At 37.7% G+C, this 22,457-nt stretch carries 23 protein-coding genes; 11 read left to right on the top strand and 12 right to left on the bottom strand.

The annotated features are described in order from the left end of the window. Nucleotides 1-8: 8 nt before the first annotated feature. Together recG and PQG52_RS01995 are read left to right on the top strand one after the other, a co-directional pair. Entirely contained in the window at nt 9-2,123 is a 2,115-nt protein-coding gene (gene recG, locus PQG52_RS02000) for an ATP-dependent DNA helicase RecG (RefSeq protein ID WP_271827658.1), read from the top strand. 5 nt (nt 2,124-2,128) lie between these two features. Next, entirely contained in the window at nt 2,129-2,269 is a 141-nt protein-coding gene (locus tag PQG52_RS01995) for a hypothetical protein (RefSeq protein ID WP_271827656.1), read from the top strand. Between the two features lie 81 nt (nt 2,270-2,350). On the opposite strand, the gene PQG52_RS01990 is transcribed toward PQG52_RS01995, so the two are convergent. The 3 genes from PQG52_RS01990 to PQG52_RS01980 all read right to left on the bottom strand — a co-directional run bounded on the left by PQG52_RS01990 (nt 2,351) and on the right by PQG52_RS01980 (nt 4,756). Continuing rightward, nucleotides 2,351-3,124, bottom strand: coding sequence for an SPFH domain-containing protein (locus tag PQG52_RS01990; protein ID WP_340222229.1), 774 nt, complete (start codon nt 3,122-3,124; stop codon nt 2,351-2,353). A 139-nt stretch (nt 3,125-3,263) separates the two neighbouring features. Beyond that, a complete protein-coding gene (locus PQG52_RS01985; RefSeq protein ID WP_271827655.1) occupies nt 3,264-3,719 on the bottom strand; it encodes an NfeD family protein in 456 nt (151 codons plus the stop codon). A 29-nt stretch (nt 3,720-3,748) separates the two neighbouring features. Further along, a complete protein-coding gene (locus PQG52_RS01980; protein ID WP_271827654.1) occupies nt 3,749-4,756 on the bottom strand; it encodes an SPFH domain-containing protein in 1,008 nt (335 codons plus the stop codon). Nucleotides 4,757-5,035: 279 nt separating this feature from the next. Between PQG52_RS01980 and PQG52_RS01975 the strand changes: the two genes are divergently transcribed. Next, nucleotides 5,036-5,635, top strand: a complete 600-nt coding sequence (locus PQG52_RS01975; protein ID WP_271827653.1) for a LemA family protein — start codon at nt 5,036-5,038, stop codon at nt 5,633-5,635. Between the two features lie 16 nt (nt 5,636-5,651). Beyond that, nucleotides 5,652-6,743, top strand: coding sequence for a M48 family metalloprotease (locus tag PQG52_RS01970; protein WP_271827652.1), 1,092 nt, complete (start codon nt 5,652-5,654; stop codon nt 6,741-6,743). A gap of 375 nt (nt 6,744-7,118) precedes the next feature. Here PQG52_RS01970 and PQG52_RS01965 read toward each other — a convergent pair whose 3' ends face one another. The 3 genes from PQG52_RS01965 to trhP all read right to left on the bottom strand — a co-directional run bounded on the left by PQG52_RS01965 (nt 7,119) and on the right by trhP (nt 9,806). Further along, a complete protein-coding gene (locus PQG52_RS01965; RefSeq protein WP_271827651.1) occupies nt 7,119-7,886 on the bottom strand; it encodes a hypothetical protein in 768 nt (255 codons plus the stop codon). Nucleotides 7,887-7,973: 87 nt separating this feature from the next. Further along, nucleotides 7,974-8,159 carry a hypothetical protein gene (locus PQG52_RS01960; RefSeq protein ID WP_271827650.1) on the bottom strand — a complete coding sequence of 62 codons (186 nt, stop codon included), beginning with the start codon at nt 8,157-8,159 and terminating at the stop codon, nt 7,974-7,976. A gap of 282 nt (nt 8,160-8,441) precedes the next feature. After that, nucleotides 8,442-9,806 carry a prephenate-dependent tRNA uridine(34) hydroxylase TrhP gene (trhP, locus tag PQG52_RS01955; RefSeq protein ID WP_271827649.1) on the bottom strand — a complete coding sequence of 455 codons (1,365 nt, stop codon included), beginning with the start codon at nt 9,804-9,806 and terminating at the stop codon, nt 8,442-8,444. 158 nt (nt 9,807-9,964) lie between these two features. Here trhP and PQG52_RS01950 point away from each other — a divergent pair, with 158 nt between their 5' ends. Then, complete coding sequence (locus tag PQG52_RS01950; RefSeq protein WP_271827648.1) at nt 9,965-10,534, top strand: hypothetical protein; 570 nt, start codon at nt 9,965-9,967, stop codon at nt 10,532-10,534. A gap of 20 nt (nt 10,535-10,554) precedes the next feature. Here PQG52_RS01950 and PQG52_RS01945 read toward each other — a convergent pair whose 3' ends face one another. Further along, nucleotides 10,555-11,463 carry a LysR family transcriptional regulator gene (locus PQG52_RS01945; RefSeq protein WP_271827647.1) on the bottom strand — a complete coding sequence of 303 codons (909 nt, stop codon included), beginning with the start codon at nt 11,461-11,463 and terminating at the stop codon, nt 10,555-10,557. 189 nt (nt 11,464-11,652) lie between these two features. On the opposite strand from PQG52_RS01945, the gene PQG52_RS01940 reads away from it, so the two are divergent. Together PQG52_RS01940 and PQG52_RS01935 are read left to right on the top strand one after the other, a co-directional pair. Beyond that, nucleotides 11,653-12,846 carry an MFS transporter gene (locus tag PQG52_RS01940; RefSeq protein ID WP_271827646.1) on the top strand — a complete coding sequence of 398 codons (1,194 nt, stop codon included), beginning with the start codon at nt 11,653-11,655 and terminating at the stop codon, nt 12,844-12,846. Continuing rightward, nucleotides 12,843-13,691 carry an SDR family NAD(P)-dependent oxidoreductase gene (locus PQG52_RS01935; RefSeq protein ID WP_271827645.1) on the top strand — a complete coding sequence of 283 codons (849 nt, stop codon included), beginning with the start codon at nt 12,843-12,845 and terminating at the stop codon, nt 13,689-13,691. The genes PQG52_RS01940 and PQG52_RS01935 overlap by 4 nt, the downstream gene beginning before the upstream one ends. Nucleotides 13,692-13,772: 81 nt before the next feature. Here the strand turns inward: PQG52_RS01935 and gltX are convergent, their stop codons facing one another. The 4 genes from gltX to PQG52_RS01915 are packed head-to-tail and all read right to left on the bottom strand — an operon-like array spanning nt 13,773 to nt 18,213. Further along, on the bottom strand, nt 13,773-15,107 hold the full coding sequence (gene gltX / locus PQG52_RS01930; RefSeq protein ID WP_271800915.1) for a glutamate--tRNA ligase: 1,335 nt from the start codon (nt 15,105-15,107) through the stop codon (nt 13,773-13,775). A gap of 45 nt (nt 15,108-15,152) precedes the next feature. Then, nucleotides 15,153-15,545 carry a hypothetical protein gene (locus PQG52_RS01925; protein WP_271827644.1) on the bottom strand — a complete coding sequence of 131 codons (393 nt, stop codon included), beginning with the start codon at nt 15,543-15,545 and terminating at the stop codon, nt 15,153-15,155. 37 nt (nt 15,546-15,582) lie between these two features. After that, nucleotides 15,583-16,785 (bottom strand): beta/alpha barrel domain-containing protein, encoded by a 1,203-nt coding sequence (locus PQG52_RS01920; protein WP_271827643.1) that lies wholly within the window; start codon nt 16,783-16,785, stop codon nt 15,583-15,585. A gap of 27 nt (nt 16,786-16,812) precedes the next feature. Then, nucleotides 16,813-18,213 (bottom strand): class II 3-deoxy-7-phosphoheptulonate synthase, encoded by a 1,401-nt coding sequence (locus PQG52_RS01915; RefSeq protein WP_271789148.1) that lies wholly within the window; start codon nt 18,211-18,213, stop codon nt 16,813-16,815. Nucleotides 18,214-18,510: 297 nt separating this feature from the next. Here PQG52_RS01915 and PQG52_RS01910 point away from each other — a divergent pair, with 297 nt between their 5' ends. The 3 genes from PQG52_RS01910 to PQG52_RS01900 are packed head-to-tail and all read left to right on the top strand — an operon-like array spanning nt 18,511 to nt 21,111. Beyond that, nucleotides 18,511-19,332 (top strand): MetQ/NlpA family ABC transporter substrate-binding protein, encoded by an 822-nt coding sequence (locus tag PQG52_RS01910; RefSeq protein ID WP_271827642.1) that lies wholly within the window; start codon nt 18,511-18,513, stop codon nt 19,330-19,332. Nucleotides 19,333-19,361: 29 nt separating this feature from the next. Beyond that, the gene (locus PQG52_RS01905) at nt 19,362-20,417 is read left to right on the top strand and encodes a methionine ABC transporter ATP-binding protein (protein ID WP_271827641.1); all 1,056 of its coding nucleotides are present in this window, start codon (nt 19,362-19,364) and stop codon (nt 20,415-20,417) included. Next, the gene (locus PQG52_RS01900) at nt 20,404-21,111 is read left to right on the top strand and encodes a methionine ABC transporter permease (RefSeq protein WP_271789151.1); all 708 of its coding nucleotides are present in this window, start codon (nt 20,404-20,406) and stop codon (nt 21,109-21,111) included. The genes PQG52_RS01905 and PQG52_RS01900 overlap by 14 nt, the downstream gene beginning before the upstream one ends. Before the next feature lie 42 nt (nt 21,112-21,153). Here the strand turns inward: PQG52_RS01900 and PQG52_RS01895 are convergent, their stop codons facing one another. Continuing rightward, nucleotides 21,154-21,735, bottom strand: coding sequence for an SMI1/KNR4 family protein (locus PQG52_RS01895; RefSeq protein ID WP_271789152.1), 582 nt, complete (start codon nt 21,733-21,735; stop codon nt 21,154-21,156). A 308-nt stretch (nt 21,736-22,043) separates the two neighbouring features. Here PQG52_RS01895 and PQG52_RS01890 point away from each other — a divergent pair, with 308 nt between their 5' ends. Beyond that, nucleotides 22,044-22,454 carry a hypothetical protein gene (locus tag PQG52_RS01890; RefSeq protein ID WP_271789153.1) on the top strand — a complete coding sequence of 137 codons (411 nt, stop codon included), beginning with the start codon at nt 22,044-22,046 and terminating at the stop codon, nt 22,452-22,454. The last annotated feature ends 3 nt before the right edge of the window (nt 22,455-22,457 follow it).

The raw sequence follows: 22,457 nt of genomic DNA, 5'->3' as shown, positions 1-22,457 counted from the left end.
GCCATCTCATGGGTGAAACCTCTATTTCATCGACAACACAACTTGCTTTATCCCCTTTGCTTGCTCCTTTATCTTCCCTTGATGGTATTGGACCAAAAACCAGCGAACTGATTGCCAGAGCGGTTGGTGGGTATCGCGTTATTGATTTATTGTTTCACCTGCCTGAAAATATTATCGATCGACGATATCGCCCTCAACTGCAAAATGCAATCCCAGGTAGGATTGTCACAGTAAAACTAAAAGTTATCCATATTGAAAGACCATTACGCAGCAAGCAACCCTGGCGGATTCATGTCACGGATGGCACTAAAAACGCCGAACTCAGCTTTTTCTCTCAATGGCAAGCTAAGAAAATCCAACCCAATACACAAATTATTGTATCTGGCACGTTGGAAACTTATGGCAATCGTTTACAAATTACAAATCCTCATTATCTGGAATCTATAGAAAATGAATATATGATCCCGTTAATAGAGCCTGTCTGGCCATTAACAGCAGGATTATTTCCTAAAAATCTATACAAAGCCCTCCGTTCTGCCTTATCCAAATGCCCAATATTACCTGAATGGATTGATCCCACAATCGTTCAACAAAATCAATGGCCGAGGTTTAAAGATGCTTTACATCTTTTACATTTTCCAGGTGATTTTCCAGAGTTATTTGACAATCAATCTTATGAAGCTGCTGAAAGTAGAGCACGTTCAAGATTAGCCTTTGATGAGCTCTTTGCCGAACAACTGGCTATTGGGCAGGCAAAAAGAGCGACACAGAAAAATCCTGGTCGAGCATTAATAGGAGACCAAACCTTATCTCATCAAGCTTTGGAACAATTTGGTTATCCATTAACGCAATCGCAAGTTCATGCGTTACAAGAAATTAAACAAGATCTCGAACGCCCTTTTCGGATGCTGCGCTTATTACAAGGCGATGTCGGTTCAGGAAAAACAATCGTTGCTTTATTAACCGCGTTACACGCTGTAGAGGCTGGATATCAAGCCGTTATCATGGCGCCCACCGAGATATTAGCCAGACAACATTTTGAGGTCTTTTCACAATTATGTTCAGTCGAAACTGTATTTCTGAGTGGTTCTGTCAAAGGCAGTGCACGAAAAGAAGCGCTTGAAAAAATCCAGAATGGTGATGCAAAAATTGCAATTGGAACCCATGCTTTATTTCAAGAAGGCGTGGCGTTCCATAATCTTGCTCTGGTTATTATTGATGAGCAGCATCGTTTTGGCGTAGAGCAACGAATTAAACTGGGGGATAAAGGAGAAAATACCGATATTCTTGTCATGACCGCCACCCCAATCCCCAGAACTTTATTACTAACACGGTGGGGAGAATTACAAGTCAGTCGCCTGACTCAAAAGCCCGCAGGGCGTAAACCCATTCATACCACCTTGCATAATCTAGGCAGTATGGAACAAATCCTGCAAGGCGTTGAACGTATGGTCTCTCAAGGATGTCAAATCTTTTGGGTATGCCCTTTGGTTGAAGAAAGCGAAGTCATGGATTTGGCAGCTGCCAAAGATCGATTTAACGAGCTGAAACATCATTTTGGTGAAGATATTGTGGGGTTAGCTCATGGCCAACAAGATAGCCAAGAACGACAAGATGCTTTAGATGCGTTTGCACAAAATAAAACCAAAATCTTGGTTGCAACCACCGTTATTGAAGTTGGCGTCAATATCCCCAACGCCAATATTATGGTTATCGAACATGCGGAGCGTTTCGGCCTAGCCCAACTCCATCAATTAAGAGGGCGTGTTGGTCGAGGAGAAAAACAATCTTATTGCTTACTCCTTCACGATGATAAAATCAATTTTACAGCAAAAAAACGTCTTGCTCTGCTACGAGATACCGAAGATGGGTTTTTAATTGCTGACGAAGATTTCAAAATCAGAGGCGGTGGCGAAGTCACTGGACGCAGACAATCTGGACTTCCTGATTTTAAAGTGGTTGATGAAATTAGATTAGAACAATGGTTAAATATAGCGTGGCAATCGTCCGAGCAATGGTTTCAATATGAGCCAAAAGCTTCTATGCAACAAAAACAGACTATTGAAATCTTGTTGCTCTTATTTGCCAAAAGTAATGCAGGTCGTTTATTGCGATCTGGTTAATAAAATTGATCAATGACAATTTACCAAAACAAGTGCAAGGAAATGGAAAGATCAAACTGTTAGATGGTGCAATTAATCAAGATATTATAGAGTATGCCAAAGCACAATTAACAGCACCATCGCTAGAAATTGATTTAAAGCAATAATTTATTACTATGAAAACGATGCCTTTATTGAATTTTCGAAAGAATACATAAAGACATCACATTCATAGTTAACCACTGACTTTAAGATTTATCTTTTTCATCCAACTCGTTAGTAGCACCCAAAACAAAACTGGAATTGATTAAATTACCCATCGATTGAGATAATTCTGGAGGCATAATTAGTACTTTATTGCTTTCACTTTTAAATAACAAAGCCAATGCTTCTATATATTGTTTTGAAAGCTGGTAATTCAAAGCAGATTGACCATCAACCGCTTCTATTCCTTCTGCTAATAATTCATTTGATCTTTTTGTACCCTCTGCCAAAGATACTGCCGCAGCAGCTTGTCTGACCGCAGCCTCTTGCTCTGCCTCAGCTTTTAAAATGGTAGACTGTTTAATTCCTTCTGCTTTCAAGATCGTTGATTGCCTTATCCCCTCCGCTTCTAAAACAGTGGCTTGTTTATTCCCTGCAGCTTGTGTTTCAGCTGCTTTACGATGACGCTCAGCCGCAGCTTGTTGTTCCATTGCAACTTGCATAGATTCAGAGGAGGAAAGACTTTCGTCTAAATCCATCTTCCCAATCGTCGCACATAAAGAGGTCATCACAAGACTGATGGTTGCTTGTTCATAATTTTCAACGCCATAAGCCGCTTTTTGAGTATCAATAATTTTGATAAAACAAATAGCATTTACTTTTACCAATACGTTATCTTTGGTAATGGCATCTTGACTTGGAACATTTAAAATCTGATCTTTGGTCGAGAGACGATGGGCAACCCTATCAACAAAAGGCGTTAAGATATTTAAACTTGTACCCAAAGTTGTTTTATATTTTCCTAGACGCTCGATAATGAGTTGTTGCCCTTATGGGACAATACGAATTGTTGTTGCAAGAGTAATATACAACAACAAACAATAAAAGAAAAACTACAAACAGACCTATACCCATTATGCCTCTTGCATAGTTTAGTCAATGATTACTATTTTTAAATTATTTTTTCTCAAAATCAACTTGTAATAACCGTTGATCAATTCTTTTAATCACAACGACGCGTGTTTCCATTGGAATAGGATAGTTCGCCACACATTCCCATTGTGATAATCCATCAACGGGTTTTTGTAATAACAATATCCCTTTATTTTCAGCATCACATTTCTTAGCAAGGATACCGATTTGTCCAATTAACTCTTTATCGATATTTTCAAGCGGTGTATCTCTTTTCGAAAAACGCATCCATAAAAATGCACAGATACACATCGCGATTATCCAAACGATAATTTGAAATTCCAAACTTACATTGGGATAAATAAAAGATAAAATTGCTGGAACAATCGCTGCCCCAGCCATCCACAACGCAAAAAAAGTGGTCGTAAATAACTCTACAAGTAAAAGAATAGCACCAATAATAATCCACATTAACCAAAGTGTATGTAAATCTATGACCATTTTATCTTCTCTTACTTAATGAGTATAATTTATGTTGAACTATTTTCGGTATTCCAAGGGAAATTAGTGCTTGTTTGATTTTGAGTTTGCTTCTTTTTATCAGCAACAACTTCTGCGGTTGTTCCTAATACAACCCCTGCATTAATCAAGCTGCCTATGGATTGTGATAGCTCGGATGGCATTGCAACGACTTTGGTATTATTGCTTTGAGATAAAGCAGATAATGCGTCAACATAACGTGTTGCTAGTTGGAAATTTAGCGCTGCTTGACCACCCTCACCACTGATACTTTCAGCAAGAAGCTGGTTGGCTCTTTTTGTTCCTTCTGCCAAAGAAATCGCAGCAGCAGCTTGCCTTGTTGCAGATTCTTGTTCAGCCTCTGCACGTAAAATAGTGGATTGCTTAATCCCTTCAGCTTCTAAAATAGCGGCCTGTTTATTTCCAGCGGCTCTGGTTTCTGTTGCTTTACGTTGACGTTCTGCGGCGGCTTGTTGTTCCATAGCCCCTTGCATCGATGGTGATGGGGCAATATCTTGAATTTCAATTGAGCGTAAAATCAAGCCCCAATCTGTCATTTGATCAGACATCACGCCTAATAATTCAGCTTTGATCATGTCTCGAGAAGAAAGGCTTTCATCCAAATCCATTTTCCCAATGGTGGCACGCAATGATGTCATGGCCAGACTCGCAGTTGCTTGCTCGTAATCCTCAACCCCATAGGCTGCTTTTTGTGGATCTGCAATTTTGACAAAACAAATAGCGTTGACCGTCACAACAGCATTATCTTTGGTAATTACATCTTGGCTAGGGACTTCTAAGATTTGATCTTTATTAGACAGACGATACGCTACACGATCTACATAAGGAACAACAATATTTAATCCTGCCCCCAATGTTTCTTTGTATTTTCCTAACCGCTCAATAATCCACTGCTGTCCTTGAGGAACAATACGAACCCCTTTAAACAATGTCATTACCACAGCAAATAATATAATAATAATAGCAATCAAACCTGTGCTGATGCCTGAGCTAATCATCTTTAAAGTCCTTCAATATATGCTTTCCTAACTCATATATGAATTTCAGATGTTTTCCCATTGTAAAAGAATGCGTTGCTTTGATGGCAGCCTTACTGTTGCGTATTTAACATGTTTGAAAACCATTCTACTTACTAAGTAGTCTAATCAACCCATCTTATATATGAAATTTATTTATAACTGATATTCATAGTATAAACATAAAAAGATTAATATTTATTTCGCTTATTTTTTGCTAAGATACGACATTACATTTTTTTACATGGTAGTAAGATCGATATGAACATAACCACGCTTATTATTGTTGCGATTGTTATTGTTGGAATCATTATATTGATTTCAATTTATAATCAACTTGTTCGTCTCAAGGCACAGTTTAAAAATGCTTTTGCACAAATTGAAGTCCAATTAAAACGTCGATATGATTTAATTCCAAATTTAGTTGAAACTGCCAAAGCTTATTTGAAGCATGAAAGCGAAACTTTAATCAAAGTTACCGAAGCCAGAAACCAAGCAATCAGCGCTTTAAAAAATGCCTCCGCTGATCCAACCAACGGTCAGAATATTCAAGCATTAAATAGAGCTGAACAAAATCTCAATAGAAATATGTCAGGATTAAATTTGCAGTTAGAAGCCTATCCTGATTTAAAAGCCAGTACCAATATGATGCAATTAAGTGAAGAAATCACTTCTACTGAAAACCGCGTCAGTTACGCAAGACAAGCATATAATGATGCTGTTACCTCCTATAATATTGCATTAAAAACATTTCCTGCGGTATTTATAGCCCCATTAGTTGGTCATACCGAAGAAGGAAAATTATTGGAATTTGAAGATTCAGCTCAAATTCAATCAGCTCCCAAAGTTAACTTTAATTAATTCTGTTACGATCCCTATGAGTTTTTTTACCCATCAACATAATGCGCGTAACAATACGACAATTTTTGTCGTTCTGTTTATTATTGGTACGGTCATCCTTCCTATTCTTACGGCCATCGGCATTGATTATTGGGAAAAAAGATATTTACCCAGAGATTTTGATAGTGTTCCTTGGGAAATCATCGGAATATTATTAGGTGGTACGATCGGCATAGTTATTCCTGTTGCTTTGTATAAATTTTCCCAATTTAAAGTTGGGGGCTACGTTATAGCAGAGCAACTAGGCGGACGATATATTCATCCACAACAAGCACAAAATTTTCAAGAAAGACAACTCATTAATGTGGTTGCTGAAATGGCGATTGCTGCCAATATTCCCGCACCTCACCTATATATTTTGGATGCCGAACAAGGCATTAATGCTTTTGCTGCGGGATATACGTTTGATGATGCGGGGATTGGAATTACCAAAGGGGCTTTGGATGTCTTAACTCGTGAAGAATTAATGGCTTTGATTGGTCATGAATTAAGTCACATCTTAAACGAGGATATGCGTATTAATCTACGTTTCACAGCTATTATTTGTGGAATGTATGTATTAATGACTGTTGCCTATCAGCTCATTATCAATATGGGCAGAGGAAGCCGTAACAGATCTTCCAAAGAAGGTGGCGGCGGTCTTGCCATTATGGCTTTCTTTTGCCTGATATTTATTGCTTTGGGGGCATTGTTAGCATTGTGGGGAAATATTATGCAGGCAAGTGTCAGCCGCCAAAGAGAGTTCCTTGCCGATGCATCATCCGCACAATTTACCCGAATGCCCCATGCTGTTGCCTCTTTGTTAAAAAAAATTGGTGGAAGTATCGAAGGTTCAACTATTCATACCTCTAATAGCAAAGCCTATAGCCATATGTTTTTTGCCAATAGTGCTAGGCAATTATTTTCAACTCATCCACCCTTAAATCAACGTATTTTGCATATGGAACCCAACTGGGACGGAAGCTATATTCAGCCTGTACCTTTATATGATTATAGTCATACACAAAATTATTTTAACTTTGAACAAAACACTGTTAATTCTTATAATAATGACCCTTTCACCAATTAAATTAACGGATGGCATTAAAATTATAAGCCTAAATTAATTAACACTTATTATATTACGTAGTAAGCAATGTATGAATTAACAATTAAAGAAAATAAGTCAGAAATTAAAATATACAGTATAATTGAAGAATAAATTTTATTTAGATATTATCAATAAAAATACCTGCTATATTTGCCAGCTCTTATTGACATTTTTCGACACCAATAGCTTCATATAAGTCAAATGTGATTTTATCTTTGATTAAGCATGCTTCTTTATAATCGTTAAGAATAACTTTATAAATATTTTTAATCTGAGAATAATTTAAACCAACCATCATGCAATAGAAAAGCTAATTCTATATACATAATTCAGAGCTTTAGAAACAACCATCCCTTACCCAACTGATTTATGAAATTGCTTTGCAACGAAATCAATAAGTTCATTTCCTTGGCTACCACTCCTGAATTTTTTCTGCTGTTCAAAATCTATATTAGGGACAAAATAAATGAGTTGATCATCACTATAAAGATTTAAAACAGAACAAGTTGATGATGATTTATTTTCTGCAAATTCACGAATATCGGATATGGTACGACCGATCAAAACATCACATAACTGAACACTTGGACTAAGTTTTGAGTCAACTTGGTTTACATTTTTTAGTTTTAAGGGGAATTGAATACTAGCAATTTCAGATCCTTTAAATTTTGCATTTTCCTTACAATTAATAAGCGTAGTAAGATAATGGTTATACTGTAAGAGATTATCCGAACGATCGTGCTTGATACTATATGGCTCATTTGACATCTGCTCTGTACGAGATATTAATGCTTTCAGAATAATAAATGCAGCATCAGTAGATGTATTTGGATTCATTATTGCATCAATACAATCTGGGTGTCTCAAAGCAAGTGGTCCTAGCACCTCAGATAAACTCCTCCAATCCACTGCTAAAACACTAGCAATGAGTGAAACAACTGTTGCTGGCGTTTTATGACGCATTGCGTCTTGAAATTTTTGAAGAATAATATCAAAACCATTACCAAAAAAGCCTGAACATACATAATAAGCCATTGAGGCCGTAGAAAAATTGCCACCATCTTCGTAAAGATTTATTCTATGATCGTAGTAGAGTGGTTCTACAGCGTATTCTATAAACATTAGAGTCAACATAAAACGTTTATTTGCGATACAAGTAACACATTGAAAGTTAGTGAGTAAGTCTTGCAGCAAATAAAAAATCGGTTTTTAATTTCCATCCCGCCTTTTAAAAGAGCTGAACTTTAACTCTGAAGCTTGAAGCCTAGGAAAATGTTGTTTGATAAGATGGCGTGCGTCATCATCATCAATATTTATTGCACAAGCACCTTGCCACTGTTGTGATTTATTAAGAAGATCATAACCAGTATAACCAGATTCATCAATTGCAAACATCTTTGATTTTCTCCCACTTCACTATATTTATTACATCACGAACTCACAGACTATATATATAAAAATATCGTAACTATTTCTACCTCATTTATTTTAAAATTTCTGTCTACTAAACTATAATGATAAAGACACTCTTAACTTTCACTCGTATTACTCCCCATATCATTTATCTTGATAACAGCTATTTATTAAAATTTTATTTCGATTCTATAATATTTTTAAAATAAAAAAAGCTGATCTTTTATTAGATCAGCCTTCGAAAATGCCTATAGAAATAATCTCTTATTCCCCATCCAAATACCGCATCAGCAATGCATATTCCAACTGCACATCATCAGCGATAGGAATATAAACCGTATGACTATTTCCTGGTGCAACTGTGGCTGCTTCACCTTTGGTATTTTCCATTTTTTCAAGTGTGAAACTGATATTCCCTTTTGGGGTCATCATTTCCAAACGATCACCAACTTCAAAGCGATTTTTTACCGTAACTTCTGCCAAGCCATTTTGGCGTTGTCCTGTGAACTCACCAACAAATTGTTGTTTAATGGAAACTGAAGAACCCGTTTCATAATTTTGATAATCATTATGTTTATGACGTTGCAAGAACCCTTCGGTATAGCCACGATGTGCCAAAGATTCCAATGTGCTTAATAGGCTAGTGTCAAAAGGACGACCTGCCACCGCATCATCCATTGCTTTGCGATAAACTTGAGCAGTACGAGCTACATAATAGTGTGATTTTGTGCGACCTTCGATTTTCAAAGAGTAAACCCCAATATTCACCAAACGCTCTACATGTTGGATCGCACGTAAATCTTTGGAGTTCATGATATACGTACCATGTTCATCTTCAAAAGCTGTCATTTCCTCTTCAGGTCTGGTGCCTTCGCGTAATACAAAGACTTTATCAGTCGATGGCCCCTCGCCTAATGTGGGTTGGACTTCTTCTTTCTCTTGACAGCATCCATCTTGCTTTTCGGATTTCTTGCTTACAATCTCACCAACTTCGTTTTCAGTGCCTTCCTCAATACCATATTGCCAACGACAAGCATTGGTGCAGGTTCCTTGGTTTGCATCACGATGGTTAATATATCCAGACAATAAACAACGTCCTGAATATGCCATACATAATGCACCATGAACAAAGACTTCCAATTCAATATCAGGCACGTTTTGATGAATCTCTTCGATCTCTTTGATCGATAATTCACGAGACAAAATAACGCGTGTTAAGCCCATTTGACGCCAAAACTTCACGGTCGCCCAATTTACTGCATTTGCTTGCACAGATAAATGCACAGCCATATCAGGAAATGCTTCACGCACCATCATAATCAATCCAGGATCAGACATAATCAATGCATCTGGATTCATTGCAACCACAGGTTCTAAATCTTTGATAAAGGTTTTTAATTTTGCATTATGAGGGGCAATATTCACCACCACATAAAAACATTTCCCCTGAGCATGAGCTTCATCAATCCCAATTTTAAGATTCTCGTGATTAAACTCATTATTCCGAACTCTTAAACTATATCGAGGCTGTCCCGCGTAAACAGCATCTGCACCATAGGCAAATGCATAACGCATGGATTTTAATGTCCCCGCGGGACTTAAGAGTTCAACTTTCAAAGGATTTGACATGTAATAACAACTGTTTTTTAAAATAAAGGAAAGATCTTTTAGCAAATTATATATATTATTTAAATGTATTTATAAAGAAGCATCAGAAAATTAATCTTTTGCTCTATAATTCAAAATTATTTAAGAGAATATAAAAACTTAGGTTTTAGGTTAAAAATATGAAATTAAAGCAATATTCGATAATTTGTATTGGAGTAGTTGTCTTTACGCTTTTTATATATTTTTCTGTAAAAAAAGATTTTGAACAAACTCTTTTTTTATACTTAAAAAATAATTGCAAAGAGCAAAAAGAATGTGTGGTTGATTTAAATCAAATTTTACCTTTTAAATGGGATAAAACATATTTTTTTGATAGAGCAAGTCAAGATAGTATTCAAAATAAAACGGGTCTCAGAAACTCTTTTGAAACAGATATTGGAGAGCAAATTATTTTCATAGAGAAAAACAAATTAGTTTTATATGGTCAGATTATTTACAATGATTTTTTACATGATCTTGATATGTTACCATCATTTAATGATTTAAAGTATTTTTTCTATACAAAGAAAAGAGTAATCATAGCTTTTAATCTAGATAAAAAAGAACAAAATGATAACGTTTCATATTACTTACTAACACCGAATAACGCTAAATTAAAAGTATATAATTACTTGTCAAAGGATAAATCTAAACAAACCTATGTGATTCATCCTACTAATTTAAATCAAGTTCATTTATTTAATCCTTAAACAAATTTAATATATTTTGATTACAAATAAAAAGGATATATCTTAATAAAATCTATTAGTGCTCGTAATGCTTTGGGCAATTGGCGACGGTTTGAGTAATATAAGTAAAACGCTTCTCCTATTGATCCCCATTCTGGCAAAACCCGAACCAATGACCCATCAGCTAATTGTTTGGCAACGCGATGCTCTAAATTATAACAAATCCCACCGCCTTTTTCGGCAAGTTCTATCGAAAGGATCGTTTCATTTACAATAATTGACCAATCCGCGGAAAGAATAAATCTTTTTTCTCCCTGCTCTAATTCCCAATGATAAATCTTGCCATTTCCCATACGGGTACCAATACATTGATGATGATGTAAATCCTCAGGGATTTTTAAAGGCGGTGCTGATTCTAAATAGTCAGGAGAAGCAACCATAATCCAGTTTAAATCATTACATAGCCTCAGGGCGATCATATCCTCTGGGACATTATCACCATATCGTATACCCGCATCAAACCCATTATTAATAATATCAATAACGGTATCTTGAACGGCGATTTCCAACCTGACATCAGGATAAGTTTTGGTATATTTGGCTAAGATAGGTGCCAAAATAAGACGTGCCGCATCGCTTAACACATTAATTCTGAGTAGCCCCGCAGGATGATCTCGATAACGATTAAGCGCCTCTAATCCAGACTCAATCTCACCAAGGCCAATATGAATGGATTGTAACAGCTCTTGCCCTGCTGGAGTTAGTTTAACACTGCGATTGGTGCGATGAAATAAACGAACGCCTTGACGTTCCTCTAAATTACGCATGGCTCGACTGAGTGCTGAGGGTGACATATCTAGTCTATCCGCAGCCTTTCGAAACCCTCCAGCTTCGGCAATTTCGCGAAAAAGACTGAGATCACCAAGATCGCTGCGCGTTAATAATGACATAGAATTTTCACCCAATCACTGACTCAATCTTTATAGCGTAATCATATTTTAATGTTCATCTAAAATCAACATTATGTGCAATTTTAGTTCATTGAAAACAAAGAGTTCATCCGTTACCTTACTTACATAAAGCGCGCTCTATTTAATTTATATGAAATTTCTAATTAAATTAAAACAGAGTAATCTAACATGAAAACGACATCTTTATCTCAAGGAAATAATCCAACCATTATTTGGATGGCTCATTTTGTTTTGGCTCTGGGTGGGTTGTTTATTGGCACAGGCGAATTTGCAGCAATGGGGCTGTTACCCAATATCGCACAAACTTTTCAAGTCACCATTCCAACTGCTGGTTATTTAATCTCTATTTATGCTTGTGGCGTTATTGTTGGGTCTCCATTACTGGTGATTTTTGGCGCAAGGATGGAGCGACGATTTTTGCTTTATCTCCTTGCGATTTTAGTATTCATTGGCAATGGTGCTTCTGCGTTTGCCAACCATTTTGGTTTAGAAGCCATCGCTCGATTTATCGCTGGTTTACCTCATGGTGCTTATTATGGCACGGCTGGATTAGTAGCCGCAAGTTTAGTCCCCCACCATCAACGCACCCAAGCCATTGGACGCGTTATGTTAGGTCTGGCAGCTGCAAACCTTGTCGGGGTTCCTTTGGTAACATGGATAGGGCAATTATGGGGGTGGCGTTCTACTTTTGGGCTAATATCCCTTGGGGGAATCATATTGCTTTTATTACTTCCCCTTACCGTTCCAAAAATAAAAGCCGATCAAACGATTTCTTCGTTACAAGAGATTTCATCCATAAATACACGACAAGTATGGCTGACGCTGGCAACTGCCGCTATTGGATTTGGTGGAATGTTTGCTGTTTACAGTTATATAACCCCTACCTTAATACATGTAACCCAGCAACCTGAACACCGCGTTCCTCTCTTCCTTGCCTTATGGGGACTAGGAATGGTGATCGGAAATATCATTGGTTCTTGGTTGGCAGACCAATCTTTATTAAAAACAATCTTTGGTTTGCTAATTTGGAATGCAATTTTCCTCGGTTTATTCACCATCATAGCGCATTCCCCCTTATGGGTAGCCATTTGCTTATTCCTAATCGGAACTGGCTTTGCTTTGGTTCCCGCATTGCAAGCAAGACTAATGGATATTGCCCCAAAAGCACAAACCTTAGCCTCTGCCATGAATCATTCTGCTTTTAACCTTTCTAATGCCATTGGCGCATGGACTGGAGGAATAGCTATTTCAACAGGTTTTGGCTGGGCATCTATTGGTGTGGTGGGAGCCATCCTCGCGATTTGTGGAATACCATTATTTGTCTTTTCAATTCTTATCAAAAATAAAGGATATTCATCATGACAACAAGAATGCATCATATCATACAAAAAGATCGAGTTGCTGTTATCACAGGAGCTGCCAAAGGAATTGGCGCAGAATTGGCACAAAAGCTTGCATCCCATAAAATGAAACTCTCTTTAATTGATATAGATTTAAACGAGTTAAATAAACTTGCCCGCACCCTGAATACCGACACCATCATAATGGGTGGAGACATCAGTGATCCCCATATTTTACAACAACTCTATCACCAAACCACAGAGCAATTTAAAGACGTTGCATTGCTTATAAATAATGCAGGCATAACGCTAAATGCTGGGCCTTGGGATAGCCCTGAACAATGGCGTCAATCGTTAGATGTGAATTTTACCGCTGTTTTAAATGCTCAACATCTTTTTGTGCCATATATGATTAAAGCCAACAATCCTGCAGCCATAATTAATTTAGGGTCAAAAGAAGGGATTACCACTCCCCCAGGAAATGCAGCCTATTCCGTTGCCAAAGGTGCGATTAAACTATTAACAGAGCAACTGGCACACGAATTACTGAAAAGCACAAATGGTATCGTTTCGGCGCATTTATTAATTCCTGGTTATACTTGGACCCCGATGAATTTTCCCGATATGAACCCAACGTCTGACGATAAACCAGAAGAACCTTGGACAGCAAAACAACTTGTAGATTATTTTATCGAGCGATTATTTCAAGAGGATTTTTATATACTTTGTCCCGATAATGCCGTAACTCCTGAAATCGATAAACGGCGTATGATGTGGGCAGTCAATGATATTATTTTAAACCGACCTGCTTTATCAAGATGGCATCCACTTTGGAAAAAGCAATTCGCTCAATACATGAATTTATAAAACCCTAAAATATCATAAAGGGCTATTTAGAGTTCCTAAACTGCCCTTTATGATTTAGCTCTTAACTCAATATAATGAATATTAACGAGAAACTGCCTCTTGCAAACGGCGAACAACACGTTCACGACCAATCAAAGGTAACATCCCTTTCATTTCGGGGCCTTTTTCTTCACGAGTCAAAGCAATCCGCAATGGATGAAATAAAGATTTACCTTTTCTGCCACTGATGTCTTTCAGTTTTGCTGTCCATTCTCCCCAAGTTTCTTCGCTCCAAGGGTCTTCTGGCAAGCAGTCTAAGGCCTGTTGTAAATAGTCTTTATCTTCTTCTGCCACTTCTGGAATCATATCTTCATGAATTAAATCCCACCAATATCTCGCTTCACTAAGAAGATCGATATTTGGACGAACGACATTCCAAAATTCTTCTGTGATATAAGATGGCAAGCGATCTTTGACTTCTGCAAATTCCATTCCGTGCAAGCATTTCTTATTCAACATTAACATTTGTTGAATATCAAACCGTGCAGGAGATTTGGAGTAAGTTGACAAATCGTAATCTTGTGCCAACTCATCAACGCTTAATAATTGAGGATCACGGGATGTTCCCAAACGAGCCAAATATGAAACAATGGCTTTGGCTTCTAAGCCGTCTTCACGTAGCTCTTTCAAAGAAACACTGCCTAAACGTTTAGATAATTTACCGCCATCGGCATCCATTAACAAAGGCAAATGCGCAAATCTAATTTTATTTGGTTTACCTGTTAATGCTTCAATTAAATCAATTTGAACACCCGTGTTGGTAACATGATCTTCCCCGCGAATAATATGAGTAATATCTGTTTCCAAATCATCAACAACAGAAGCTAATGTATATAACACAGTTCCATCAGCTTTAATCATAATCGGATCAGAGATCGATGTTAATTTAACCCGACATTGACCCATCACCAAATCATCCCATTTGACTTCACGACCAGAAAGTTTGAAACGCCAATGTGGCACTTTACCATTTGCCTCAGCTGATGCGCGTTGTTCTGGTGTTAATCTTAACATTGCACGGTCATAAATGGGCGGTTTATTTTGACGACGACGCAATTCGCGTTTAAAATCCAACTCTTCTTTGGTTTCAAAGCAAGGATATAAATGTCCAGATTCTTTCAATCGCTCAATCGCCATATTATAACGATCCATACGATCAGATTGTTTCATATATTCGTCCCAAGAAAAACCAAACCATTCTAATGCTTTGTGAATTTCACGAACATATTCTTCCTTGGAACGTTCAACATCCGTATCATCAATACGCAACATAAACTTACCGCCATGACGACGTGCATATAAAGCATTCGCAACAGCTAAACGAGCATTTCCTACATGCATTAAACCAGTAGGACTTGGGGCAAAACGTAATTTCATCTTTAAAACTTATCGCTATTTAAATTATCTTAAAACTCAAGGGGGCTATTCGTCGTCATCTTCTGGGAATTCGTCTTCTTCAACCAATCGGCGGGGGTCTAATGAACGCCAATCACATTCCATAGGGGTCGCAACATTTTCAACAAAAGACATAATTTCGTCAGAAGAATTCCAAACTATTTCTTCCTTTTTCATGACTTTTATATCTTCACCGAACGCAGACCACGCATCAACGATTTCTTGATTTGTCACGCCAGGAATACGACAGCGTTCTACACTTGCCCGCACGTAGGCATGTGCAAAAACAATCGCATGTTCTTCATTATAAAAACCATCAATGATTTCTACGACTTTATCCTCGGCATTACTGGAAAGATCAAAAACATGAACTTTATATTCACCTTTGTCATGATTTTCATCATTGTTTTGACTATCCAAAAACTCTACTCCTATACATTTTTTGATTCTTCAACACTTATAACCCAGGAACATATTGGCGTGCAAAATTAATCAAAAATTCTCTTCCTTGTTTGACAAGCGCCTGACCATTATAGGCAATAATGTCAGCCGTCGCATAGGTTTCGCTCCAGCGACTGGGAATAAAAGAGCCAGTTCCAATACAATCTACTGGTGCTTTGGCCTCGGCAATCATACGGCATTTCGTGACATCAAAACCAGAAGAGGCAATTAATTTAACTTTTTTAAACCCCGCTTCATTCAGGCGCTCACGCATCCACCAAATTGCAGCCGCTGAAACCCCCGTCCCCGTTAAATGCGTTAATTCTTTTTCAGAACAATAGCGTTGCAATGTTTCTGGAGCATGACGCATAATCAAAGAATAAGATGTTTGTCGATTTAATCCTTCTAAAAAACGTCCACCGTGCGTATCTAAACGCAAAGAAATTTTTCCTTGATCGGCAAGCTCTGGAAAGCGTTGGCAGACAGCGATACCGTCTGTGACCTCTTTGCCAAAATAATCAACCAATACACCCAATATTTGATCCGGAAATTGTTCATGAAACATCTCAGCAGCACGAACAGTAGAACCCGCATATCCAACCAAAGCATGAGGCATTGTGCCCATACCAGCGTCCAACCCAAACATTGTCGCTGTGCTTCCAGCCGCCGTGCCGATAAATCCTTTAGAACCACTCTTTTTCTGTGCAGCCTGTGTTCCAACCCAAGCCGCATATTCAACCAGTTCCTGCATTTCATAGCCTGCACAATGACGTGCACCCATTGCGATAAAGTCAACTTCAGGTAATGCTTGTGCCATTTGAAACGCATTACACGCAGCAACACAACAGACACCCAGTTTTTGCAATAAAATGGTTTCTAAAACAACAAGTTGTTCAAAAGAACCTTTTAAATACAAAATAGGTTGACCAGCCCCAACCCATTCCCCTTCTGGAAAGGCAACGTAATAGGTTGCCTTAATCTTTTCTTGTTCAAAGATTTGATCCAACCACTGTAACACTAACCTTGGGGCAGATAAGACAGGACGACGTAAAAAGACAGCATATACTACTTCTTTATCACCATAGTGATGAACAATCTGCTGTGTTCTATCAAAATAAGCATCTGTTCGTAGCGCAACACTATCGGCATTGGCTGGTTGTTTTACGGAAACCCAATCGTCAAACACAGACCCTAAGTCGTTATTATCCTTGGCAGTCATATATAATGCTCTTTCAAAAACCTTGGGTTATTTTTCTTTATTCGCAGCAACACGACGTTGAGCCAGCTCTTCTGCAACTAAAAAGGCCATTTCAAGAGATTGTTCAGCATTTAAACGAGGATCACAGAATGTATGATAGCGTTCCCCTAGGTCTGCTTCAGTTAAATGATGCGCACCACCAATACATTCGGTTACATTCGCCCCCGTCATTTCAACATGCACACCACCTGGAATTGCACCTTCCGATGCCATAACATCAAAAAATCCCATCACTTCAGATAAAATCGCATCAAATGGACGTGTTTTTACACCATCACTTGTTGAAATGGTATTACCGTGCATTGGATCACATAACCACGTCACAATTTTACCTGATTCATTAACTGCTTTTACAAAAGGAGGAAGCAATTCTTTAACTTTACCTGCACCCATACGCGCAATTAAAGAGATGCGTCCAGGCTCATTCTCAGGGTTTAAAATATCCAATAATTTTAATAAATCTTCAATATTAGCACTAGGCCCGACTTTGATTCCTATCGGGTTTTTAATACCACGTAAGAATTCAACATGAGCACCATCTGGTTGACGTGTTCTGTCGCCAATCCATAAGAAATGCGCAGAACAATCATACCATTCACCAGAAGTTGAATCAATTCTGGTCAATGACTGTTCATAAGGAAGTAACAAGGCTTCGTGTGATGTATAAAAATCAGTTTCATTAATTTGAGGTGTATTGTGACCTGTTAACCCACAAGCATTCATAAATGCTAATGTCTCACCAATTTTTTCTGATAATACACTATATCGTTCTGCTAATGGAGAACGTTGAACAAAATCTAAATTCCAACGATGTACTTCATTTAAATTCGCGTACCCCCCATTAGCAAAAGCACGAACTAAGTTTAATGTGCCTGCTGATTGGAAATAAGCAAGCTCCATCCGTTTTGGATCTGGCACTCGTGAGGCTTCAGAAAATTCAATACCGTTAATGATGTCCCCACGATAGGACATGTGGCTGACACCATCTTTGGTTTCATTATCTGATGAACGTGGTTTGGCAAATTGTCCTGCGATACGACCAATTTTAACCACAGGCACTTTTGCTCCGTAGGTTAGGACGACCGCCATTTGTAAAATCACGCGGAACACATCACGAATAATATCTGCTGTAAATTCTTCAAATATTTCGGCACAAGGTCCACCCTGTAACACAAAGGCTTTCCCTTGTGATGCCAATGCCAATTGTTGCTTTAAACGGCGTGTTTCACCAGCAAAAACCAAGGGTGGATATCGATTGAGCTTCTCTTCGGTTTCAGCCAAAGCAGATTGATCGGGATATTCTGGGACATGCTTAATTGGAAATGAACGCCAGCTATCTGACTTCCAAGATGAATTTTTGGTTCCAGAGTTCGAAGAAGGTTCGCTCATCGGGTATATCCTAATCAATTATCAAAAGTTACAAAATTTAAATAATACGTTATATCACGAATTAGAATAAGAAGTTTCATACATATAAGGCTTAATTATTGTATCGTATTTTTAGATTTTTCCTATAGTAAAATATTAAATTACCTTAAAATAATCGTTTTTTATTTCACCTTAAAAAAGATATTATCTTTATAAGTTGTAGTTTAACTATTGTTTTTTTAAAATTTTACTATAGATATAAATTCAATTTTATAAATAAACTGGTCATTTTCACTTGCATCACAAGGGGCTTTGCTTATGTTTTCTTCTTTATCTCGTCGAGTTATTCTTGCTGGTTCTGTTGCTTTTGCACTTTGCTCGTTTACAGCACTTCAAACCAGAGCTGCTGATTCACAAGACAAAACGATCAAAGTCGGTGTTGTATCCGGCCCAGAAGAAGATCTAGCCGTTGTTGCAAAAAATGTTGCAAAAACAAAAAATCTTAATGTCCAACTTATTGATTTTGACGATTACAACCTCCCTAACGAAGCATTAGTGGGCAAAGATATTGATGCGAATGCGTTCCAGCATATTCCTTTTATGGATGCACAGGTCAAAGCACGTGGATATAAGCTTGCTGTTGTTGGTAAAACTTGGGTTGAACCTTTAGGATTTTACTCTCATAAAATTAAGTCTTTAAAAGAGCTACCTGATGGAGCAAAAATTGGCATCCAAAATGATCCATCCAATCAAGGTCGTGCTTTAAATCTACTTGCAAAACAAGGGCTTATTACACTTAAAAAAGGCGCCCCTGCTTTACCGAGTTTAGCTGATATTACAGAAAATCCTCATCATTATGATTTTGTTGAACTTGACGCAGCTCAACTTGCCCGTTCTTTGGATGATGTCAGTATGGCATCGATTAACACCAATTACGTGATTTCTGCCAAGATTGATCCTAAGTCAGTCCTTCTACAAGAAGATCGTTTGAATAATCCATACGCAAATATCATCGTGGTCAGAAAAGGTGATGAGAACCGCCCAGAAATTAAAAAACTGGTTGAAAGCTTCCAATCTGATGCTGTTAAAAAAGCTATGGAAGATAAATATCATGGGGCAATCCTACCTGCTTGGCAATAAACCTTTTCTTTACTATATATTTTTAAAAAATGACCTTACCTTCTGAAAACACCCCTGATATTCCTGTCGTTGAATTTGATGATGTTTGCCGAAATTTCGACAATCATATTGCTTTGTCTCACCTTTCTTTCTCTGTAAAAAAAGGTGAAATATTAGGAATTATCGGACATTCTGGCGCTGGAAAAACAACCCTTTTACGTTGTTTGGCTGGATTAGAGCAACCTGATACGGGTAAGGTCAAAATTGAAGGGAAAGATATTGCTAATTTGCCTCGTAAAGAATTACTACCTTTGCGTCAGAAAATTGGGCTTGTCTTTCAACACTTTAACTTAATCAGTAATAAAACCGTTTTAAAAAATGTTGCTTTACCTCTTAAAATATCTGGTATGCCAAAAGCAAAACGATATCAAAAAGCACAAGAGTTACTTAATTTAGTTGGATTGCCTGATAAAGCCAATAATTATCCTGCACAGCTTTCAGGCGGGCAAAAACAACGTGTAGGTATAGCAAGAGCATTAGCCGCCGATCCTGCATTACTGCTTTGCGACGAAGCAACCTCTGCCCTTGATCCAGAAACCACCCGTTCAATTATTGAATTATTATTGCAAATCAACAAAGAGCTAAAGCTCACAATCGTTTTGATTACGCATGAGATGAGTGTTATTCGCTTATTGGCAGATCGTGTTATTGTCCTCCAAAAAGGACAGATTATTGAAGAAGGTGCTGTTGCTCATATATTTTCTCATCCTAAGACAGAGACAACAAAACAATTATTAACCGAAGAACAACCTTCTTTACCAGCCAGCATTACGAACCTATTACATGATGAACCTGCACCTAATGATTATGCGATTTTGCATGTCATTATGTTTGGCAATGTCGTCAGAAAACCGCTCATTGCTGACTTACAAAAAGATTTTTCTATTTCTGCTTCTTTGTTAGAAGGAAGTATCTCTCATATCAGGGAAACCCCTATCGGCACGTCATTCCTGGCTGTTCCTGCAAAAGATTGCGACAAAACAATTCATGCTTTGGCATCAATGGGTGTAGAAACAGTTGAAAGAATTGGATATGTTAACCTCTAGTTTAGATCAAATGAACGCTTTTATTGCAAACACACTTCATCTCTCACCCTACCTGTTAACGCAACTCTATCAAGCCATTGCAGATACAGCAGAAATGACTGCTGCTTGTAGCTTTTTAACATTGATTGGTGGACTACCGATTGCTTTATTCTTAGTCATTACTGCACCTGACGGGTTACGCCCTGCCCCTATTTCTAATAAAATTGTCAGTATTATCATCAATATATTTCGCTCTATTCCCTTTATCATTCTATTAGTCGCTTTAATCCCTGTGACACGATTTATCATAGGAACGTCTATTGGAACAGAAGCCGCTATTATTCCTTTATCCATTGCAACCATTCCTTACTTTACCCGCATTGCTGAGGTTTCTTTAAAAGAAGTCGATCAAGGATTGATAGAAGCCGTCAAAGCAATGGGTGGCAGCCGATTAACCATTATCAGAGAAGTTCTTTTACCCGAAGCTTTACCTGGATTAATTTCTGGCTTTACGGTTACCATTATTCTTGTTATTGGCATTTCAGCAATGGCTGGAACGATTGGTGCAGGCGGATTGGGACGATATGCTATTAAATACGGATATCAAGATTATAGAAATGATATTACTTTAATTGTTACTATATTATTGGTCATTATGATTTCTGCCATTCAATGGGTTGGAGATTATTTAGCAAGAAGAGTAAATCACAGATAAAACTTCAGCTTGTCGTTCCTACTGTCAATATGCAAAGTAAATCTAGTCATAGTTCCCAAGTTGCAAGTTATAACGTTGGCAAATGACTTCTTCAGTATTTAACTCTTTAAGCATATCTGTAAAAGTTGGTGCAACGTAGCCCACTCTCCACCAATCATTAAGATCCGTGCCAAACGTATAATAAGTCAAATCAGGATGATAAAGGATATTGCCAAAACTTTCTGGTCGCAAATCAATCAATAAAGCAGCCTCTTCACTTCTGGTCAAAGGTAACAAAGATTTTGGTAATCTAGGGCCAATTTCATCATTATATGGAGAGGTTTCATGATAAAATGCCGTAGCGTCTATAATTGATTTTGCACAATCTACTAAACCCCAAATCATCCCAAGTTTAGCACCTGTGACGTAGTCCACTTTAAAGCATGAACATTTATTTTTCGGTGTCGGTGCAACACATGAATACTTAAGCATAAATTCAGTAAAATCCGCAGGCAAATGACAGCCGACCCTATCTTCAATTTGCTGTAATTGCTCAATTGTACTTGGCGTATAATAACGTGACCCTCCGTTTTTTCTTTGTAACCAAGCATTATAAACAATCGGATTAATTGCTTGAAGATCCATCACAGTTACCCTCTAAAAAACAATACTATTTTAGATTAAGCAAAAATCTATAAAAATAATAGCTTGCCTCTCAATTCCTAGAATCAATAATATCATATGAACTGTCATCAACTCAATTTTGGACAATAAACCCATTTATTCTTTAATAAAACAATGAATTTTATTTATTCTGTTTGATCAGATTTAATGAACTTGCCACAAATAAATCATTTTGAACCTATATTTTCTTATCAGTTTTATATAAAATGAATTGTATTTATTATAGAATATGCAATTCTTACCGCTCAAAGAAGTAAAAGGATATTAAAATGCACTGGCTGAAACATAGCTTATACGGGCTATTCTTAATCACGCCTTTACTCATAACAAACAGTTATGCACAAGAGATGAATGTGAACTCTAACAGTGCCACATTACCAGGTCTTTCAGGACAGTCCACGAATGCACAGTCCTCAACCTCTGGAAATAATAACTCTGGTAATGGCGAACATATTACCGTTCGTGGTCGTAGAGCCCCACCTCCTGGTTATACTTATGCGCCCTCGATGGATATGACCAAAGGTCCTGATCCAGAGCACCAGCAGGCGTTAAAAGAAGGAAAAGATCCTGTCAGTGGGGCTAATCTCTCACGTTACGGAACTGCTTACAGGGAAAGTGGCCCAATGGGCAGCGGTAAACTTGGGGACTCAACTGGCAATGGTTGGTTAACCCCAAGATAATTA

This window comes from Commensalibacter communis, assembly GCF_947179105.1.
Taxonomy (GTDB): domain Bacteria; phylum Pseudomonadota; class Alphaproteobacteria; order Acetobacterales; family Acetobacteraceae; genus Commensalibacter; species Commensalibacter communis.
This window is presented reverse-complemented; position numbering and strand designations above follow the sequence as displayed.

Bases quoted from the DNA above. Each gene is read 5' to 3' on its own strand.
- PQG52_RS01945 (WP_271827647.1), bottom strand. From the start codon at position 11,463: ATGTCATTATTAACGCGCAGCGATCTTGGTGATCTCAGTCTTTTTCGC.
- PQG52_RS01905 (WP_271827641.1), top strand. From the start codon at position 19,362: ATGACCTTACCTTCTGAAAACACCCCTGATATTCCTGTCGTTGAATTT.
- PQG52_RS01890 (WP_271789153.1), top strand. From the start codon at position 22,044: ATGCACTGGCTGAAACATAGCTTATACGGGCTATTCTTAATCACGCCT.
- PQG52_RS01965 (WP_271827651.1), bottom strand. From the start codon at position 7,886: ATGTTTATAGAATACGCTGTAGAACCACTCTACTACGATCATAGAATA.
- gltX (WP_271800915.1), bottom strand. From the start codon at position 15,107: ATGAAATTACGTTTTGCCCCAAGTCCTACTGGTTTAATGCATGTAGGA.
- PQG52_RS01950 (WP_271827648.1), top strand. From the start codon at position 9,965: ATGAAATTAAAGCAATATTCGATAATTTGTATTGGAGTAGTTGTCTTT.
- PQG52_RS01920 (WP_271827643.1), bottom strand. From the start codon at position 16,785: ATGACTGCCAAGGATAATAACGACTTAGGGTCTGTGTTTGACGATTGG.
- PQG52_RS01900 (WP_271789151.1), top strand. From the start codon at position 20,404: ATGTTAACCTCTAGTTTAGATCAAATGAACGCTTTTATTGCAAACACA.
- trhP (WP_271827649.1), bottom strand. From the start codon at position 9,806: ATGTCAAATCCTTTGAAAGTTGAACTCTTAAGTCCCGCGGGGACATTA.
- PQG52_RS01940 (WP_271827646.1), top strand. From the start codon at position 11,653: ATGAAAACGACATCTTTATCTCAAGGAAATAATCCAACCATTATTTGG.
- PQG52_RS01980 (WP_271827654.1), bottom strand. From the start codon at position 4,756: ATGATTAGCTCAGGCATCAGCACAGGTTTGATTGCTATTATTATTATA.
- recG (WP_271827658.1), top strand. From the start codon at position 9: ATGGGTGAAACCTCTATTTCATCGACAACACAACTTGCTTTATCCCCT.
- PQG52_RS01895 (WP_271789152.1), bottom strand. From the start codon at position 21,735: ATGGATCTTCAAGCAATTAATCCGATTGTTTATAATGCTTGGTTACAA.
- PQG52_RS01970 (WP_271827652.1), top strand. From the start codon at position 5,652: ATGAGTTTTTTTACCCATCAACATAATGCGCGTAACAATACGACAATT.
- PQG52_RS01960 (WP_271827650.1), bottom strand. From the start codon at position 8,159: ATGTTTGCAATTGATGAATCTGGTTATACTGGTTATGATCTTCTTAAT.
- PQG52_RS01975 (WP_271827653.1), top strand. From the start codon at position 5,036: ATGAACATAACCACGCTTATTATTGTTGCGATTGTTATTGTTGGAATC.
- PQG52_RS01910 (WP_271827642.1), top strand. From the start codon at position 18,511: ATGTTTTCTTCTTTATCTCGTCGAGTTATTCTTGCTGGTTCTGTTGCT.
- PQG52_RS01915 (WP_271789148.1), bottom strand. From the start codon at position 18,213: ATGAGCGAACCTTCTTCGAACTCTGGAACCAAAAATTCATCTTGGAAG.
- PQG52_RS01935 (WP_271827645.1), top strand. From the start codon at position 12,843: ATGACAACAAGAATGCATCATATCATACAAAAAGATCGAGTTGCTGTT.
- PQG52_RS01985 (WP_271827655.1), bottom strand. From the start codon at position 3,719: ATGGTCATAGATTTACATACACTTTGGTTAATGTGGATTATTATTGGT.